Origin of the sequence: Parageobacillus thermoglucosidasius, assembly GCF_001295365.1 — a bacterium.
GTDB classification, from domain to species: Bacteria; Bacillota; Bacilli; order Bacillales; family Anoxybacillaceae; genus Parageobacillus; species Parageobacillus thermoglucosidasius.
This window is the reverse complement of sequence record NZ_CP012712.1, coordinates 75,868-94,142: the sequence shown is the minus strand read 5'-3', so window position 1 is coordinate 94,142 and position 18,275 is coordinate 75,868. Positions and strand designations below refer to the sequence as shown.

General features: G+C 42.6%; 22 protein-coding genes. 18 read left to right on the top strand and 4 right to left on the bottom strand.

Annotation, left to right across the window (positions count from 1 at the left end):
- Positions 1–8: 8 nt before the first annotated feature.
- From AOT13_RS00515 to AOT13_RS00480, 8 genes are all read left to right on the top strand, one after another.
- Positions 9–395 carry a 5-carboxymethyl-2-hydroxymuconate Delta-isomerase gene (locus AOT13_RS00515; protein WP_013400044.1) on the top strand — a complete coding sequence of 129 codons (387 nt, stop codon included), beginning with the start codon at positions 9–11 and terminating at the stop codon, positions 393–395.
- 22 nt (positions 396–417) lie between these two features.
- Positions 418–1,932, top strand: a complete 1,515-nt coding sequence (gene hpaE, locus AOT13_RS00510) for a 5-carboxymethyl-2-hydroxymuconate semialdehyde dehydrogenase (protein WP_003248193.1) — start codon at positions 418–420, stop codon at positions 1,930–1,932.
- Between the two features lie 53 nt (positions 1,933–1,985).
- Positions 1,986–2,630 (top strand): GntR family transcriptional regulator, encoded by a 645-nt coding sequence (locus tag AOT13_RS00505; protein WP_013400045.1) that lies wholly within the window; start codon positions 1,986–1,988, stop codon positions 2,628–2,630.
- A 224-nt stretch (positions 2,631–2,854) separates the two neighbouring features.
- Entirely contained in the window at positions 2,855–4,024 is a 1,170-nt protein-coding gene (locus AOT13_RS00500; protein WP_003248197.1) for an ABC transporter substrate-binding protein, read from the top strand.
- Positions 4,025–4,102: 78 nt separating this feature from the next.
- Positions 4,103–4,984 (top strand): branched-chain amino acid ABC transporter permease, encoded by an 882-nt coding sequence (locus AOT13_RS00495; protein WP_013400047.1) that lies wholly within the window; start codon positions 4,103–4,105, stop codon positions 4,982–4,984.
- A 12-nt stretch (positions 4,985–4,996) separates the two neighbouring features.
- On the top strand, positions 4,997–6,061 hold the full coding sequence (locus tag AOT13_RS00490) for a branched-chain amino acid ABC transporter permease (protein ID WP_013400048.1): 1,065 nt from the start codon (positions 4,997–4,999) through the stop codon (positions 6,059–6,061).
- Complete coding sequence (locus AOT13_RS00485) at positions 6,058–6,834, top strand: ABC transporter ATP-binding protein (protein WP_013400049.1); 777 nt, start codon at positions 6,058–6,060, stop codon at positions 6,832–6,834. The genes AOT13_RS00490 and AOT13_RS00485 overlap by 4 nt, the downstream gene beginning before the upstream one ends.
- Positions 6,835–7,581, top strand: a complete 747-nt coding sequence (locus tag AOT13_RS00480) for an ABC transporter ATP-binding protein (RefSeq protein WP_003248205.1) — start codon at positions 6,835–6,837, stop codon at positions 7,579–7,581.
- Positions 7,582–7,698: 117 nt separating this feature from the next.
- Here AOT13_RS00480 and AOT13_RS00475 read toward each other — a convergent pair whose 3' ends face one another.
- Entirely contained in the window at positions 7,699–8,265 is a 567-nt protein-coding gene (locus tag AOT13_RS00475) for an FAD-dependent oxidoreductase (RefSeq protein WP_013400050.1), read from the bottom strand.
- Between the two features lie 454 nt (positions 8,266–8,719).
- On the opposite strand from AOT13_RS00475, the gene AOT13_RS00470 reads away from it, so the two are divergent.
- From AOT13_RS00470 to AOT13_RS21185, 9 genes are all read left to right on the top strand, one after another.
- Positions 8,720–9,667, top strand: coding sequence for an ABC transporter permease (locus AOT13_RS00470; protein ID WP_013876287.1), 948 nt, complete (start codon positions 8,720–8,722; stop codon positions 9,665–9,667).
- The gene (locus tag AOT13_RS00465) at positions 9,660–10,610 is read left to right on the top strand and encodes an iron chelate uptake ABC transporter family permease subunit (RefSeq protein WP_013876288.1); all 951 of its coding nucleotides are present in this window, start codon (positions 9,660–9,662) and stop codon (positions 10,608–10,610) included. The genes AOT13_RS00470 and AOT13_RS00465 overlap by 8 nt, the downstream gene beginning before the upstream one ends.
- Positions 10,604–11,362, top strand: coding sequence for an iron ABC transporter ATP-binding protein (locus tag AOT13_RS00460; protein ID WP_013400053.1), 759 nt, complete (start codon positions 10,604–10,606; stop codon positions 11,360–11,362). The genes AOT13_RS00465 and AOT13_RS00460 overlap by 7 nt, the downstream gene beginning before the upstream one ends.
- 122 nt (positions 11,363–11,484) lie before the next feature.
- Positions 11,485–12,441: a siderophore ABC transporter substrate-binding protein gene (locus AOT13_RS00455; protein ID WP_013400054.1), complete on the top strand. Its 957-nt coding sequence runs from the start codon at positions 11,485–11,487 to the stop codon at positions 12,439–12,441.
- 241 nt (positions 12,442–12,682) lie between these two features.
- Complete coding sequence (locus AOT13_RS00445; RefSeq protein ID WP_042385200.1) at positions 12,683–13,246, top strand: biotin transporter BioY; 564 nt, start codon at positions 12,683–12,685, stop codon at positions 13,244–13,246.
- Positions 13,246–13,965 (top strand): dethiobiotin synthase, encoded by a 720-nt coding sequence (bioD, locus tag AOT13_RS00440; protein ID WP_042385198.1) that lies wholly within the window; start codon positions 13,246–13,248, stop codon positions 13,963–13,965. The genes AOT13_RS00445 and bioD overlap by 1 nt, the downstream gene beginning before the upstream one ends.
- A complete protein-coding gene (gene bioA / locus AOT13_RS00435) occupies positions 13,955–15,322 on the top strand; it encodes an adenosylmethionine--8-amino-7-oxononanoate transaminase (RefSeq protein ID WP_042385196.1) in 1,368 nt (455 codons plus the stop codon). Before bioD ends, bioA begins: the two co-directional genes overlap by 11 nt.
- A gap of 133 nt (positions 15,323–15,455) precedes the next feature.
- Positions 15,456–15,731 (top strand): hypothetical protein, encoded by a 276-nt coding sequence (locus AOT13_RS00430; RefSeq protein ID WP_013876292.1) that lies wholly within the window; start codon positions 15,456–15,458, stop codon positions 15,729–15,731.
- Between the two features lie 160 nt (positions 15,732–15,891).
- Complete coding sequence (locus tag AOT13_RS21185; protein ID WP_013400058.1) at positions 15,892–16,023, top strand: hypothetical protein; 132 nt, start codon at positions 15,892–15,894, stop codon at positions 16,021–16,023.
- An 80-nt stretch (positions 16,024–16,103) separates the two neighbouring features.
- Here AOT13_RS21185 and AOT13_RS00425 read toward each other — a convergent pair whose 3' ends face one another.
- The gene (locus AOT13_RS00425) at positions 16,104–16,436 is read right to left on the bottom strand and encodes a spore coat protein (protein WP_003248226.1); all 333 of its coding nucleotides are present in this window, start codon (positions 16,434–16,436) and stop codon (positions 16,104–16,106) included.
- 20 nt (positions 16,437–16,456) lie between these two features.
- Positions 16,457–16,720, bottom strand: a complete 264-nt coding sequence (locus AOT13_RS00420; RefSeq protein ID WP_003248229.1) for a hypothetical protein — start codon at positions 16,718–16,720, stop codon at positions 16,457–16,459.
- Between the two features lie 166 nt (positions 16,721–16,886).
- Between AOT13_RS00420 and AOT13_RS00415 the strand changes: the two genes are divergently transcribed.
- Positions 16,887–17,804, top strand: a complete 918-nt coding sequence (locus AOT13_RS00415) for a proline dehydrogenase family protein (RefSeq protein ID WP_013400059.1) — start codon at positions 16,887–16,889, stop codon at positions 17,802–17,804.
- A 154-nt stretch (positions 17,805–17,958) separates the two neighbouring features.
- On the opposite strand, the gene AOT13_RS19210 is transcribed toward AOT13_RS00415, so the two are convergent.
- The gene (locus AOT13_RS19210; protein WP_013400061.1) at positions 17,959–18,108 is read right to left on the bottom strand and encodes a YuzL family protein; all 150 of its coding nucleotides are present in this window, start codon (positions 18,106–18,108) and stop codon (positions 17,959–17,961) included.
- Between the last annotated feature and the right edge of the window lie 167 nt (positions 18,109–18,275).

Sequence of the window (18,275 nt, the reverse complement as noted above, 5' to 3'; positions counted from 1 at the left end):
ACGTTTTTATGCCTCACTTTATTTTGGAATACACCGATAATATTGCAAAAGAAGCAAATATTCATGAACTATTGCGCAAAGTTCATCAAGTGCTTATCTCGCGAAGCGATTTGTTTCCGATCGGCGGCATTCGTTCAAGAGCGATTGAATTGAAAGAATATTACGTTGCCGACGGCACAGAGGACGATGCGTTTGTGCATGGCACATTAAAAATCGGCGCGGGACGTTCGGAAGCGGATAAACAAGCAGTTTGTAAGGAAATTTTCAACGTCATGAAAGATCATTTTTCCGCGCTTTACGAAAAACGGTACTTGGCGCTTTCTCTAGAATTATATGAGTTTAGTGAATCAGGGACATATAAACATAATAATATTCACCGCCGTTACCAAGAGTAATCACTTACTGGGAGGGAAAAGCATGGCAGGCAAAATTGGCAATGTGCTTCACTATATCAATGGAGAATTTGTTGAAGGCGCTTCAGGCAACTATTTTGAAAATGTAAACCCGTTTACGAACGAAATCATTAATGAAGTGGCCGAAGGATGGAAAGAGGATATTGACGCCGCTGTCCGTGCGGCGAAAGAAGCATTTGACAATGGCCCGTGGCGGACGATGTCTGTCCAGGAACGAATGACGTATATTTTGCGGATTGCCGATTTAATTGAGAAATATGCGGAGGAAATTTCGTATTTGGAATCGCTTGATACAGGGCTTCCAATCAGCCAAACGAAAAAGCAGGCGGCCCGCGCTGCTGAAAATTTCCGGTTTTATGCAGAAATGGTAAAAAGCCGCATGGTTGGGGAAGCGTATCACGTAGACGGGCAATTTCTCAATTACACCATTTATAAACCAGTCGGTGTGGCAGGATTGATTACGCCGTGGAATGCGCCTTTTATGCTAGAAACATGGAAAGTTGCACCGGCGCTGGCTACTGGCAATACTGTCGTGTTGAAGCCAGCGGAATGGTCGCCGCTGACGGCAAATAAACTGGCAGAAATTATCCATGAAGCGGGGCTGCCCCAAGGGGTATTTAACGTTGTGCACGGCTTTGGAGAAACCGCGGGAGCTTCCCTTGTCGCCCATCCGAATGTACGCCTCATTTCCTTTACTGGTGAAACAACAACAGGATCGGAAATTATCAAAAACAGTGCTGATACGTTAAAAAAGACGTCGATGGAATTAGGCGGAAAATCTCCGGTTATCGTCTTTGCGGACGCGGACGTAGAAAAAGCGCTTGATGCGGTAGTATGGGGCATTTTCTCCTTCAATGGCGAAAGATGTACCGCTAATTCCCGTTTGTTTTTAGAAAAATCGATTTACGATTCGTTTGTCGAAAAGCTAAAGGAACGAGTGAACAACATTTCCATCGGAGATCCAATGGACCCGGCGACGGAAGTAGGGCCGCTTATTCACCGAAAACATTGGGAAACGGTAATGAACTATATTGAAATCGCGAAACAAGAAGGAGCAGAAGTCTATTCGGCAGACGTTCCAGAGGAACTGAAAAAAGGAAACTTTGTGCCGCCTACGCTGTTATTGAATTGTCATAACAGCATGAAAGTAGCGCAGGAAGAAATCTTTGGCCCAGTTATGGCGGTTATGCCGTTTGAAACAGAAGAAGAAGTGATCCGGATGGCTAATGACGTTAAATACGGATTAGCAGCATATGTATGGACGAATGATATAAAACGGGGCCACCGTGTCGCCCAATCGATCGAAAGCGGAATGGCGTGGGTCAACTCGCAAAATGTCAGGGATTTGCGCATTCCATTTGGAGGCACGAAATACAGTGGCATCGGCCGAGAAGGCGGGCATTACAGCTTCGATTTTTATACGGAAGTGCAAGTGATTCATGTTTCTATCGGAGATCACTCTATACCAAAATTCGGGAAAATAAAGCAGCATTCTGCTGCCTCTGCCCAGCGCGGATAAAGATAGAAAGATATGTGCTTGTGAGCATATAGCATATAGTATATGATGATGATATGGAACCAAAAACAAAAAACAAAACACAAATTGCCTATGAATATATTCTTTCTCGTATCGAAAGCGGCGTGTATGGCCCGGGATATCGGATCATCATCGATCAAATTGCCCGGGAGCTGAGTTTGAGCAGCATTCCAGTCAGAGAGGCAATCCGTCAATTGGAAGCGGAAGGGTGGATTCAATATAAGCCTTATACTGGTGCGATCGTCAGCAACATTAACGAGAAAGAATATTTAGAAACGTTGTCTGTCTTGGCAGTGCTTGAAGGATACGCGACAGCGCTTAGCTCCAGCAATATGAAGGAGGGGATGATTCAACAATTAGCAGAATTAAATAAAAAGATGGAGCAGGCGCTGCACGAATTTGACTTTGAGCAATTTAGCGAACTCAATTATGAATTTCATGCGCTTATTTACAAACATTGTGGCAATGCATATTTAGAAGAGCAAATTAAGCAAATTTGGCAGCGGATGAAGCGAATCCGCGCGTATGGGTTTACATTTGTGCCGCAGCGGGCCAGGGAATCCATTAAAGAACATGAAGAAATTATCCGTCTGTTAAAAGAACAAGCGCCGCGAAACGAAATTGAGGACTTTGTCCGTCAGCACAAATTAAATACGGCGGAAGCGTTCAAAAATCGCTAATATTATTTCTCCATTCAACTAAAGCAGTACTGCTTTAGTTGAATGGGGCAGATAAGTGATTGTTTTACATTCTACCATATATTATTTCATATATTATATGTAAATGTCGCTTGTTATTTTACTATTTTGGTATAAATGTCTGTCGCGCAGTTATGCGTAGACTACAAAAATGAAAGCGGTGCCATTAACAAAACGAGAATGTTCAAGGGGGGAGTGGATAAGGGATGAGACGTTTTTTATCCGCGATGATATCTATTTTCTGCGTATTTATTCTTGCTTCGTGTGGCAAGGAGCCTTCGAACGCTTCTAAATCTGAAGTTATTAAAATTGGCGGAATCTTTTCTGCTTCTGGGGGAGCTGCGCCATTAGGAAAACCGGAAATGGGAACAGTGAAAATGCTCGTTAAGGAGCTGAACGAAAACGGCGGGGTGAATGGCAAAAAAATAGAATTAATTGCCTATGATGATAAGTCAGATCAAAATGAAGCCGTATTATCAACGAAAAAACTTATTGAGCAAGAAAAAGTCACAGCGATTATTGGCGGCACGATTAGCGGCAATTCACTCGCCATGATTCCGCAAATCGAAAAAGCAGGCATTCCATACATTTCCTTAGCAGCTAGTAAACAAATCGTTCAACCTGATGATCATTCTCCAAGAAATTGGACATTTAAAACGGCACAAGGCGACGATATTGTGATTTCTAAATTGTTAGGCTATTTAAAAGAAAATGGTCTGCAAAAAGTGGCATGGCTCAATGTTGCGAACGCTTACGGAACAAGCGGACATGAAGAATTTAAGCGTTTTGCTCCTGATTATGGGATAAAGGCAGTTATTGAGGAAGAATTTGAAGCAACTGTTGACGATGCAAAAGCGATGCTGACGAGGGTGAAAAAAGCAAATCCGCAAGCAATTATCGTGTGGGGGACTGCTCAAGAATCAGCGGTGATTACAAAAAACATTCATCAGTTAGGTATTAATGTACCAGTTATTGAAAGTCATGGAATCGGTACAAAGAGCTTTATTGATTTAGCAGGCGAAGCGGCGGAAGGAGTCATTTTTCCAGTTGGGCGTATTTTAGTAGCAGAACAACTGCCGGATAGTGACCCGCAAAAAGAAACATTGCTGAAATATAAGAAGGATTTTGAAAAAGCATATAACTATGAACCGACTACATTTGGCGGGCATGCGTGGGATGCGTTCCATTTATTAATAAATGCGATCAAAGAAGCAGGAACAGATAAAGAAAAAATAAAAGAAAAATTGGAAAACACAAAAAACTTCGTTGGAATTTCAGGGATTTTTAATATGGATAAAAACGACCATACCGGATTAACAGCAGATAGCTTAGTAATGGTGAAAATCAAAGATGGCAAATTTGTGCTTGCGGAGTAAAACCGCGTAAAAGGGAATTAGATAACTAATTCCCTTTCTTTTACAATAAAAAATTAATTGAAAGGAAGTGCACGGAAGATGGACATATGGAACCAGTTTGTGCAACTGCTTTTTTCAGGGTTGACGGTTGGCAGCATTTACGCATTAGTCGCGCTTGGATTTGTGATTACCTATAGCATTACTGGCATTTTAAATTTGTCTCAAGGTGATTTTGCGATGCTGGGGGCGCTTATTTGTATTTCCTTTGTAAACAGTGGTTTTCCTTTTATTATCGCCATATTGCTTAGCATTGTTTTAGTGATGATCATCGGTGGATTATTTGAAAGATCTGCTATCCATCCGGCGCGGTATTCATCAACAGCTACATTAATTATTATTACGATTGGGGCGGCATTTGTTTTTCGCGGAATTGCAATTTTTGTTTGGGGAACGCAGCCTTATGCGTTGCGGCCGTTTACTGGCAATGATTCTTTACAGATTTTTGGGGCCGTCATTCAAACTCAGAATATATGGGCGATAGGAATTTCTTTAGTAAGTTTAGCAGTTTTATATTTCTTCTTTAATAAAACCTACATGGGAAAAGCGGTGACAGCTTGCGTTGTGAATCCTTTTGCTGCCCGTCTAATGGGAATCCAACCGCGAAAAATGTCATTTGGGGCCATTGTCATTAGCGCAGGGCTCGGGGCATTAGCAGGAATCATTATTGCCCCTATTTCCGGTGCTTCGTATGACATGGGAGTGATGATAGGCCTTAAAGCGTTTATCGCTGCAGTAATTGGAGGGCTGACAAATGCGCCCGCTGCCATTGCCGGAGCGTTTATAATAGGGATTTTAGAAGCGTTTACGGAAGGGTATTTTTCTTCCGGATATAAAGATGCGATTAGTTTCGGATTACTTTTGCTTGTTTTGTTTTTCATGCCAAATGGGATTTTTGCGAAGGCGTCTGGAAAACGAGTATAAGGGGGGAACAGCATGGGGTTGGATGTAAAGAAAATATATAATGGAAGCACAAAAGGATCACTTCTGGTTGCTGTCGTTTTGCTTGTCCTGCCACTTGTTTTTTCAACGAATAACTATTTGTTAAGCACAATGATTATGATTGGATTTTATACAATTGTGAGCACAGGATTGACATTGCTGATGGGATACGCAGGGCAAATATCGCTGGGGCAAGCAGCATTTTATGGAATCGGATCTTATACGTCTGCTTATTTCACTACTCACTTTGGGCTTTCTCCGTGGCTTGCCATGATTGCCGGCGCGGTCCTCGCAGCAATGGTGGCGTTTGTCATCGGCATCCCTGCATTCCGGTTAAGGGAACATTACTTAGCATTGGCTACTTTAGGTTTTGGCGTTATTGTATTCACTTTTTTTAAGGAATGGAAAGAAATTACTGGCGGATTAAACGGATTTTTTGGAATTCCCCCTATCCGCCTGTTTGGAATTACCATTCAAACGGATTTTCAGTTTTATTATCTTGTATGGGTTTTCGCATTGGCCGGCATTCTTTTTGCACGTAATATTGTTCGATCAAGAGTAGGCAGAGCGCTGTTATCAATCCATGGAAGCGAAGTTGCAGCTAATTCGTTAGGAGTGAACATAACAAAATACAAGCTGCAAATGTTTATGATCAGCGCCGTTTATGCGGCCATTGCGGGCAGTTTATATGCGCATTACGTTACATTTATTAACCCGCAATTATTTGAAATGATAACATCTATTTATTTTTTAATTATGGTTGTAATCGGTGGAAATGGAAGTATATGGGGTGGTTTGATTGGCGCGACAGTATATGTATGTTTAGGAGAACTGTTAAAAGAGATCGTCCCGTTATTTATTCCGAATGCCAGTGGGGAATTTGAGATTGTATTTTTCGGAATTTTGCTTGTTATGATGCTTATTTACATGCCAAACGGATTGTCTCATTCCATATCGAAAATAGTGAAACGGTTGTTACCTGACTGGCGACGAAAGAACGAGTCAATGCTTGTTTCGGAAAATGAGAATGCCGGCTCTGTAGGGGGAGAACGTCTATGAAGGAAAATGTGCTTTTACAAGTCCATCAATTATCAAAATCGTTTGGAGGCGTCCATGCCATACAGGGAGTTTCGTTTCACGTTCATGCTCGAGAAATAGTTGCGGTCATTGGACCAAACGGGGCAGGTAAGACGACGTTGTTTAACGTCATTACAGGTATTCTCCGGCCGACGAGCGGCTCGATTGTTTTCAAAGGGGTTTCCGTCGTTGGCAAAAAGCCTTTTCAGCTTGCACAGCTAGGCATGACGAGAACGTTTCAAAATCTTCAAGTGTTTGGAAATATGACTGTCATTGAGAATGTGATGGTTGGTCTGCACACGCGGTTAAAAACTGGGATATTCAGCGCCGGGTTTCGTTTGCCGCGGGTGTCAAAAGAGGAGAAACAAGCGTTGGAACAAGCGTTTGCATGTTTGCGACAAGTCGGGATTGAACATCTTGCTTTTGAAAAAGCCGACATATTACCGTACGGAATGCAGCGGTTAGTGGAGCTGGCACGAGCCGCTGCTTCCAATCCTTCCCTTATTTTATTAGATGAGCCGATGGCGGGGTTAAATCCGCAAGAATCAAACAAGTTAGTGGAAGTTTTATTGGAGATGAGAAGCAATGGCATGACATTTTTATTTGTCGAGCATGATATGGAAACGGTAATGTCCATTGCGGACCGGATCATTGTTTTAGATTATGGAAAGAAAATTGCAGAGGGAAGCCCTGAAGAAATTGCCCAGCATCCGGATGTTATTAAAGCATATTTAGGGGAAGAGGAGGTGATATAGATGCTGACGTTAAATCATCTTCATGTTTATCATGGGCATTTGCATGTGCTAAAAGGCATTCATTTGCAAATCGGTAAAGGGGAAATTATGGCGATTGTGGGGGCAAACGGTGCAGGAAAGAGCACGCTGCTGGGCACTATTGCTGGCATATATTTACCGAAAGAGGGAGAAATGATTTTTGAAAACGAGGTACTTCCTTATGGTAAAGTAGAACAGATTGTTAAAAAGGGGATTTGCCTTGTTCCGGAGCGTCGGCAAATTTTTGATGATTTGTCTGTAAAAGATAACTTGCTGCTAGGGGCGTATCATCGATACCGGCATGATTTTCGGCAAGTGATGAGGGATTATGAAAATGTGTTGGATGTTTTTCCAAAATTGAAAACGATGCTAGATAGACCCGGGGGATTGTTGAGTGGAGGAGAACAGCAGATGTTGGCAATCGGGCGGGGGCTGATGGCAAAACCGGCGTTAATGATGTTGGATGAACCTTCTTTAGGTCTTGCTCCCTTGATTGTGAAAGAGATTATGAAACTGCTCGAACAACTGCGAGATCAGTTTGGCATGACTATTTTATTAATAGAACAAAACGTACGGGCAGCATTGCAAATTGCCGACTATGCTTGTGTGCTTGATCGCGGCGAAATTGTTATTCAAGGCAAAGCGGATGAGCTACTGCGCGATGAACGGGTAAAAAATGCTTACTTAGGGATTCAAAGAAAAACATTGGAAAACACAAAACATCGCTAAAAAGAATAGAATGAAAAAAGGGTGTCTCAACCGTGTTGGGACACCCTTTATACGCACCGGACAATAAGAGTATAGTATTCCGTTTGTGCCCGAATCCCCTTTTGTATCCGCTTCTTATTATTTTGATTGCAAAACGTCGTGGTCGACGTAGCGTTCTCCGTTAAGTTCGCTAATGACGTTAATGGCCACTTTCGCTCCGTCGCCAGCGGTAATAATGGTATGTACGCTGACGCCGGCTACTGTTCCGGCCGCCCAAATTCCTTCGATATTGGTGCGTCCGTCTGCATCTGCATCGATGACCGTTTTTATGCGCGGCTCTGTTCCTTGCCTTGTTTTCACGCCGATTTTTTCGGCAAGATCGACTGCTATTCCTGTTGCCAAAATAACGTGTTTTGCCTCAAACGTACCGTTGTCTGTTTGAATGCGGAAGCCGTTTTCTGTTTTTTCGATGTTGGTGGCTTGGCCAACGACAAGTTCTGCTCCGAATTTTGCTGCTTGTTTTTTCCCGGTTTCGACTAAATCCGGCCCTGTAGTTTCCACAACGCCATAATGGTTCTCGATCCAAGCGCGTTTGGTGATGCTTTTGTCATTGTCAATTAATACTGTTTTCTTTCCTGCTTTTGCGGTAAAAATGGCAGCGCTTGCCCCCGCGGGACCAGCTCCGATAATGGCGATATCGTACATCGGTTCATCCCCTTTTCGTTAGAATATTCCAACATTTATTATAACATGTTCATTGTTTCCATCCAATTAATATGAATCGCATCTCTTTTATTTAAAATAATTATAATTTGATATTGATTATTTAAAAATAATATGTATAATAAATGATAGCAATAATCATTCGTAAACAGTTAAAGGAGAGCGAAAACATGCGAAAACAAGTGATTTGCGAACAATGCCATCAACCGATTCGCCGGTTGAAACATTCTATCCTTTGCCGCTGCGGAACGAAAATTATTCAACATAAATAAGTATATAGGTATTTGGAGGGACTGTGCTTCTTAGTTGGCCAGTCCCTTTTTTATGATAATGAGAATCTTTTTCATAAAAATGTTGACAATAGGAAATTGTCTCAATACAATTTTAATTGATAATAATTATTAAAATCATTTAGGGTGCATTAGAGGAAAAAACGATGAAAAAGCTGTTTATATTATTCGTCATATTAGCAGTTGCATCTTTATTTATCGGTGTCCAGCATATTTCGCTTGCCGATTTGCTGATGTTGAAAGCGGATGACGTAGAAGTATTAATAATCAGCCGGATTCCGCGGTTGATCAGCATTATTATTGCGGGTGCCAGCATGAGTATTTGCGGGCTAATTATGCAGCAGTTAAGCCAAAATAAGTTTGTCTCGCCAACGACGGCGGGGACGATGGATTGCGCAAGGTTAGGAATTTTAGTGTCATTGATTTTGTTCGCTTCCGCAGGTCCGCTGCTGAAAGTTACGATCGCATTTTTATTCGCTTTTGCCGGTACGATGATTTTTATGAGAATACTTGAAAAAGTGAAATATAAAGACGCCATTTTTATTCCGCTTGTCGGTTTAATGTTTGGCAATATCATCAGTTCCATGACAACATTTTTCGCGTATAAGTACAATTTAATCCAATCCATTTCGTCATGGCTGCATGGCGATTTTTCCATGATTATAAAAGGGCGGTATGAACTGCTTTACTTAAGTGTTCCGCTTATGATTGTCGCTTATATGTATGCGAACCGTTTTACGATAGCAGGAATGGGAGAAGAAATCGCGACAAATTTAGGCCTTCATTATCGGTCCATCGTCAATGTTGGGTTAATCATCGTGGCTGCTACTTCTTCTGTTGTGGTGCTGACGGTCGGGACACTGCCGTTTTTAGGATTGATTATTCCAAACCTTGTCACATTATATTATGGAGATCATTTAGAGAAAGTCCTGCCTCTGACGGCATTGTCAGGAGCAATTTTCGTGTTGGCTTGCGATATTTTCGGGCGCGTCGTTATTTATCCGTATGAAATCCCGATCGGTTTGACGGTAGGAGTCATTGGCAGCGGCGTATTTTTGTATTTGCTAGTAAGGAGAAGAAAGCAATATGTCTAACAAAACGAAGCTGATCGTGTTAAGCATTGCCGCCTTGTCGCTGATTATGGTGTTTTTGTTTACGGATGTCAAAGGCAACTGGGACTATGTTTTTCGGTCAAGAAGTGAAAAAATTGCCGCTATGGTGTTGACAGGATGTGCGATTGCCGCTTCTACCGTCATTTTTCAAACGATCACGAACAACCGGATATTAACGCCGAGCATTATCGGGTTTGATTCGGTTTATATGTTGATTCAGACGTTTGTTGTATTTATTTTTGGGTCGACGACGCTGACAATGATGAACGCGAACGTGCAGTTTCTCGTTTCCGTCGGGTTCATGGTGGGATTTGCGGTATTGCTTTATTCCATTTTATTTAAACAAGAAGAGCAGACGATTTATTTTCTCCTCCTTGTTGGAATGATTATGGGGACATTTTTTCAAAGCGTGACATCCTTTATGCAATTTTTAATCGATCCGAACGAATTTTTTGTGATTCAAGATCGCATGTTTGCGAGCTTTAACAATATGAAAACAGAGCTTTTATTGGTGGCAGGCATTGTCATTGCGCTGATGATTGGCTATATCGTTTCTTACATACGTTATTTAGATGTGCTTTCGCTAGGAAAAGAGCATGCGGTTAATTTAGGCGTTCCATATGAAAAAACCGTAAAGCGGCTGCTCATTGTCGTTGCCGTGCTTGTTTCCGTCTCTACTGCGTTAGTCGGTCCGATTACGTTTTTAGGATTCATTGTGGCGAACGTAGCGTATACGTTTTTGCAAACATACCGGCATAGTTACTTGCTTGTTGGCGCGATGCTGTTTGCCGTTGTTGCGTTAGTTGGCGGGCAGCTGGTAGTGGAAAGAGTGTTCACATTTTCCACGCCGCTAACGGTGATAGTGAATTTAATTGGCGGAATTTACTTTTTATATCTTTTATTGAGGGAGAGGAAAGCATGGTAGAAGTAAGAGGGGTTTATAAGCAATACGGTGGAAAAAACGTCGTTGACAACGTGTCGATTACGATCCCGACTGGAAAATTAACATCGCTCATTGGGCCGAACGGTGCGGGAAAAAGCACGCTGTTATCGATTATGAGCCGTCTTATCGATAAAGACCGCGGCGAAGTCAGAATTGAAGGAAAAGAAATTAGCCAATATAAAAGCGATGAATTGGCGAAAAAGATCTCCATTTTAAAACAATCAAACCATATTGCAATCCGGCTGACGGTGAAAGAACTCGTTTCTTTTGGACGGTTCCCGTATTCACGCGGCAGACTGACGCGCGAAGACTGGGAGTATGTCAAAGAAGCGATTCGGTATATGGAGCTGGAGGACTTGCAAGATTGTTATTTGAACGAATTGAGCGGCGGGCAAAGACAGCGCGCGTATATTGCCATGGTGCTCGCGCAAGATACAGACTACATTTTTCTCGATGAGCCGTTAAACAATTTAGATATGAAACATTGTGTGCAAATGATGAAAGTATTGCGAAAATTGGTGGATGAACTTGGAAAAACGATCGTCGTTGTCATGCACGACATTAATTTTGCGTCCTGTTATTCTGATTATATTGTTGCCCTTAAAAACGGGAAAGTGGTTCGCGAGGGAACAGCATCAGAAATTATGAGCAATGGCGTATTGCAAGGCATTTATGATATGGACGTTCATATTGAAACGATCCATGATAAGAAAATATGTGTTTATTTTGCATAACTCTGTTTTTCATATAGCTTTTTTCGCATATATTTCGCGAGACTGGGCGCCCCTCGCGGAAAGGTGCGGGAAAGCTGTTGAAAATAAATATTATTATGATATAAAAACAAGGGGGATCTGTGATGCTAAAAAAACGTTGGTTGCCGATTTTCGTGGCGTTTTTCACTGCCATATTGCTGGCAGCGTGCGGGAACGAAGACAATGCAAAAAACGCAAGCAGCTCGAACCCGAAAAACGATAGTGAAGAAATAACGATCAAGCATGAATTAGGGGAAACAAAAGTAAAGAAAAAACCAGAGAAAGTCGTTGTCTTTGACTTCGGCGTTCTTGATTCATTGGATAAGCTTGGTGTTGAAGTGACCGGCGTTCCGAAAGCAAACCTTCCATCTTATCTTGAAAAATATAAAGATAGTAAGTATGAAAACGTTGGAGGATTGATGGAACCAGATTTTGAAAAAATAAATGAAATCGCTCCAGATTTAATCGTTATTTCTGGACGCCAAGCCAATTCCTATGAAAAATTTGCCGAAATTGCCCCAACGGTTTATATGGGAATTGATACGAAAAACTATATAGACTCTTTCGCGAATAATATGAAAACGTTAGGTAAAATCTTTGGAAAAGAAAAAGAAGTCGAAAAGGAATTAGAAAGCATTAATAAACAAATCGAAGCGGTCAAAGCGAAGGCAGAAAAAACGAGCGGCAAAGCGCTTATTGTGCTCACGACTGGCGGAAAAGTAAGCGCATACGGCCCAGGGTCCCGCTTTGGGATTATTCATGACGTGCTTGGCATTAAACCGGTCGATGCGAATATTGAAGTATCGACACATGGCCAAAGCATTTCATTTGAATATATTGCTGAGAAAAACCCGGATTATTTATTTGTGGTGGATCGCGATGCAGTAGTGGCAGGAAAACCGTCGGCAAAACAAACGATTGAAAACGAGCTGGTGAAAAAGACAAACGCTTATAAAAACAATCGCATCATTTATTTAAATCCGAACTATTGGTATCTTGCCGGCGGCGGCCTCATTTCTGTTGCGGAAATGATCAATGAAGTGGAAAAAGGCATCGAATAATGGCATTCAGCGGCTAACCTTGGAAAGAATGGTTAGCCGTTTTATTTTTGTTTGCCCTACCCTTGTGCGCATCGGAAATATCATTTGGCTGGCGGAAAATTATGCTCTTCGTCCAGTGAGATTGGATCGCCGGAATACAGTTTTTCTTTTTATCTATATGTTAACCTATGTATAAAATATAGTTGACATTAAATGTGTCATCAGGCAAAATAGAAGCAAACATCGGATGGGAGGAAAAGAAATGAAAACGAAATCGCTGCTGCTGGCGGCGCTGTTTGCCGCGCTTACGGCCATTGGCGGATTTATCAAAATCCCGATTCCCTATGTGCCGTTCACGTTGCAAATTGCTGCTGTTTATTTAGCGGGATGTTTATTGGGGCCAAAGCTTGGAATGTTGAGCCAGCTTGTCTATGTGCTTGTTGGTCTTGCCGGGGCTCCTGTATTTGCCGAAGGAGGAGGCCCTAGCTACGTGCTTCAGCCGACGTTTGGCTATTTGATCGGTTTTGCTGCGGGAGCCTATGTCAACGGATGGCTGATGCAAATCTTTCAATTTCGCAAAGCGGCAACGGTTTTTCTCGCGAACTTATCTGCTCTTTTTGCCGTTTATTTGTTTGGTTGCTCTTGGTTGTACATAGCGATGAAATGGATTGTGGAAAAGCCGCTTACCATTGGGCAAACGTTATGGTTTGGCTTTTTGCTGCCCGTGCCTGGTGATCTATTGTTATGTGCGGTTTGTTCCATTCTTGTTGCCCGCATGCTGCCGCGCATCCACAGCGTCATTCGTAAGCAGGAGGTGGTTTCCTAATGGGAAAAGCGATATTTATCACAGGAACAGGAACAGAGATAGGCAAGACGGTAGCAACTTCTTTTCTCACGTTTGTTTTTCAAACGTTAGGGCTGAGAACAAAAATATTTAAGCCAATTCAAACTGGCTTGGCGGAAGATGGCGTTTCATTTGCTGAGCAGCATTGGTACGAAAAAGTCGTGGAACTGCCGCAATCAGAAGGACTGTATTATATGGAACCCGCCGTTTCGCCGCATTTGGCAGCAACGCTAACCAATACGACTATCGACCTGGCATTGATAGCGGAAAAAATCGAACAATGGAAACGTCAATACGACATCGTTCTTGTCGAGGGTGCGGGAGGATTGGCGGTCCCGTTAATAGAGAAAGAGCAGGGATTTTATATGACCAACGATTTGATTCGGGAATGCAACATTCCCATTATCATCGTTTCTTTATCAGGACTTGGCGCAATTCATCATACAGTGACAACCGCATCTTATGCACAGCAGCAAGGCATTCAAGTCCTCGGATTGATTTTTAATCAATTTGATCCCGAAAGCATCATTCATGTCAATAATATTCAGACAATACAAAAAATATTAAAATTTCCGGTCATCGCCACATTGCCATCCCTTGCGGATGTGTCGAAGCATGCGATGATGGCATTGGCGGAGCGCTGGCTGGAGGGAAACAAGCAAAAGCAGTTGCTGCGGGAGGTGTTGTCCGTTGAGGTATAGTTATGAACAATTAGAGCAATGGGATAAAGAGTATGTGTGGCATCCGTTTACGCAAATGAAAACATATGTGCAAGAACATCCGCTTATTATTGAGCGGGGGAGCGGAAGCTACTTATTTGACGTCAATGGAAACAAATATTTGGACGGATATGCATCATTATGGGTAAACGTCCACGGCCATAATGATCCTGAATTAAATGAAGCTTTGCACATGCAAATCGAAACGATCGCGCATTCGACATTGCTTGGGTCGGCCAATGTGCCTTCGATTTTATTGGCGAAAAAACTGGTTGAGCTTTGGCCGGGGCTTTCTAAAGTATTTTATTCTGACACGGGAGCCGCTGCGGTGGAAATCGCGCTAAAAATTGCATATCAATACTGGCAAAACATCGATCCTGTCCGGTACGCGAAAAAAACAGCATTTGTCTCGTTAAGGGAAGCGTATCACGGCGATACGATCGGAGCAGTCAGCGTTGGCGGCATGGAACTGTATCATCGCATTTTCCAACCGCTGCTGTTTGAGCGGATCGAGGTGCCATCCCCGTATGTGTATCGTATGAGCGAATACGGAAATGAACAAGAAATTGTGCAATACTGTTTACAGCAGTTAGAACACGTGTTGGCTTCGGAACAGGAGCGCGTCGCCGCAGTAATCGTGGAACCGCTTGTGCAAGGGGCGGCGGGGATTATCACGCATCCGCGCGGCTTTTTAAAAGGAGTGGAGGCGCTTTGCCGCCGGTATGGAGTTTTGTTGATTTGCGATGAAGTGGCGGTCGGATTTGGAAGAACGGGAACGATGTTCGCTTGCGAACAAGAACAAGTAACACCGGATATCGTATGTTTAGGGAAAGGAATCACCGGCGGTTATTTACCGCTCGCTGCCACATTAACAACTAATCAAGTGTATGAAGCGTTTTTAGGAGAAGCCGACGAAAACAAGACATTTTACCATGGCCATACATATACAGGAAATCAGTTGTCTTGTTCGGTCGCTTTAAAAAATATTGAACTTATGGAAAAACGGCAGCTTGTCGAAAACGTCAGGAAAAAAGCGGAATTCTTGGCGAAGAAGCTGGAGATGCTTTATGAACTTCCAATTGTCGGAGATATTCGCCAAAAAGGATTAATGACAGGAATTGAAATTGTTCAAGACCGAAACACGAAGGAGATTTTTCCTCGCTCGGAAATGATTGAGCACCGTATCATCCTTGAGGCCAGAAAACGCGGATTGATCATCCGCCCGCTCGGGCCGGTGCTCACGTTCATTCCGGTGTTAGCAATGACAGAAGAACAGATGGAAACAGCAGTTTCTATCCTTTTCGATTCGATCGCAGAAATGGCGAAGGCTGTTCGCTAATGGTTTCCATCGCTGCCTAGCGAGCCTTGGCAGCCTATTTTTGTCCAAAACGGTCAATCGCCTATGCCCTTGGCATTTGTCCCACATATGCTGAAAGAGAAGAAGCAAACCAATCAGCAAAGGAGAGAAGAACATGAATGATATTAGCTTGCAAGACACAAGAATATGGGGATTTGGGCGCCCATGGGGTTTTGGCGGTTTTGGAGGCTTTGGTCGCCCGTTCTTTGGCGGTTTTGGCCGTCCATTTTTCGGTGGCTTCGGCCGTCCATTCTTTGGCGGCCCGTTCTTTGGCGGCCCATTCTTTGGCAGCCCGTTTTTTGGCGGTTTTTTAGGCGGATTGTTGGGCGGCGCGCTAACAGGTCCGTTCTATGGCGGTTTTGGTGGTTATCCTTACGGCCCAGTGTGGTGATAAACATTGCTTGAGCCTGCCGATCACACGGCAGGCTTTGCGCTTTTTCGAAAGATCCATATTATCTTAGGAAAAAAATGGGCTGCTTTCCTGTTTCTTTTGTCCTTCATTCACATAACCTATTTGTGTCCAGTATTGGTTTAGGGAAGGAGGAATGGTGATGGTATATCCGCGCGTATTTTTCGGCGGTCCGTTTTTAGGCGGTTTTCTGGGCGGATTGCTTGGCAGCGCGCTGGCGTTACCGCTTTACGCCCATCCAAGACCGTATTATCCGTACTTTCTATATGGATGATTTTGGTATTAATATAATGAAACATGTGTAAAAAAGCCATGATGTATAATCATGGCTTTTTCGCTGCTGGAAGGCGCACATTACTGAACCGTCGTTTGGTATGGAAATTGGCTTGTGTATCCTTGGAATTGCTGATACGATTGTTGCAATTTTTGCGGATCAGCTGTTTCAAGTTTGTACCAGCCTTTTTGAAACATTAAATTGTACAGTTCACGCTGGCAGTTTTGCGTTTCTGTAAAAATGTTAAGCATATCTTGATATAATTGTTGGTGGCTTGCTTCGTGCAAAAAGACACTGTACGATGAGGTCATATATTTTTCTGTCGCCAACATATCGTTAAGAAAGTCGCGATCGTTCATTTGCGGCGTTTTGGGCACTTGTGTTTCCGGATTTTGAACTTGGTTTTGGTTCATATCATATTCCCTCCTTTTTGCTATTGCATTGGCGTTTTAGGCCGGCCTGTATTTTGCAGATGGCTTAAAATTTGTTGGTAATGGCGCTGATGCATTTGCCCGGCCTTTTCGATCGCGGCGCTGACTTCTTTGTCTTGGCATTGCGATGCAAAAAAGTGGGCTTTTTTCATCGCGAGCAAATTCCACGACAGCATATCAGTGAAATAAAGTGCGTCTTTTGTTGAAATGATTTGCGGCGGCTGCGGCATAGCCGATGGTTGTTGCGTGTTCATTTGTTGTTGCATAAACGCTGCTCCTTTCTTAAAAGTGTTCGCTATTAAATTATCCGTTTCGTGGAAAATTATGCATATATAGAAAATAAACTGTATCGAAAAAACAAACGTATTCAACGCCAAGGAAACATGATACAATAATAAGAAATGAATGCGTTTTCATAAAGGAGGCACAATGATGGAACAAGTAATGCGCAACTTTTTTTTATTCTTGTCCAAAAATAAACCATTAACGAGGCTGGCGAAAAAATATGGGCTTCGTTTTGGTGCCTCGCGGTTTGTCGCTGGAGAGACGATTGAACAAGCTGTGGAAGTGATCAAACAATTGAACAAAAAAGGGCTGGCTGTGACGGTCGATTACTTGGGAGAGTTTGTCGATAACGAGCAAGAAGCAAACGATATGGCCGATCACTGCATTGAGGCAATTGAAGCGATTCACAGAGAAAAGCTTGATGCACAGCTTTCGCTGAAAATGACGTCAATGGGGCTTGACATTTCTGAAGAACTTGTCATGCGCAACATGAGGCGCATTTTAGATACAGCAAAACTGCACGATGTGTTTGTGACCATCGATATGGAAGATTATTCTCGCTGCCAAAAAACGCTCGATATTTTTAAACGGTTGAAAACGGAATACGATAACGTCGGAACAGTGCTGCAAGCGTATTTGTATCGCACGGTATCCGATATAGAAGATTTAAAAAATTACCATCCAAATTTGCGGCTTGTCAAAGGGGCGTATAAAGAACCACCGGAAGTGGCGTTTCCAGACAAAAAAGATGTGGATGAAAACTTTAAAAAAATCATCAAAATGCATTTATTAAACGGAAACTATACAGCAGTCGCCACCCATGACGATGCGATCATCGAGTACACAAAGAGGCTTGTGAAAGAATATAATATTCCGAACAGCCAGTTCGAGTTCCAAATGTTATACGGAATTCGCCCAGAGCGCCAGGAACAGCTTGCGCGCGAAGGATATACGATGCGCGTTTACGTTCCGTATGGCACGGACTGGTATGGATACTTTATGCGCCGTCTCGCAGAACGACCAGCAAACGTTGCGTTCGTTTTAAAAGGCGTGTTGCGTAAATAAGAGCAAAAGGATGTCTCCATTAATGGAACATCCTTTTTTATATTCTTTCTTATTTGCGGGAAACTATCTTGTTTCGCGACGGGTTCTTTTGGGCCAAACAAGCTTGCAAGTACGTTTGTGCAGAGCATTCGGACACTGTGTATGAAAAAGTTATTCACTCACTCTGCATATTATGCCGCTTATATTGCTGGTTTTGGCTCGTCTTTTTTCCGCCGCCATCCCTTTCCACTGTCGGGCCGGCGTTACCCTTAACGCTTGCTGCGCTGACTGCTCTTTCCGAAGGATTCTTTTTCAGTTTTGCCATCCGTCTCACCCCCTTTTATTATCGTCACCAAAAAATAATTTCTTATGAATACAAAATTTGTTAAGTTTATATATTGCGAAAATTAATAATATATTTTATATTTAATAACAGAAGCAATTTTCACGGCATATTTTTTTAGGTATAAAATGAATGATTGTTCATTCAAT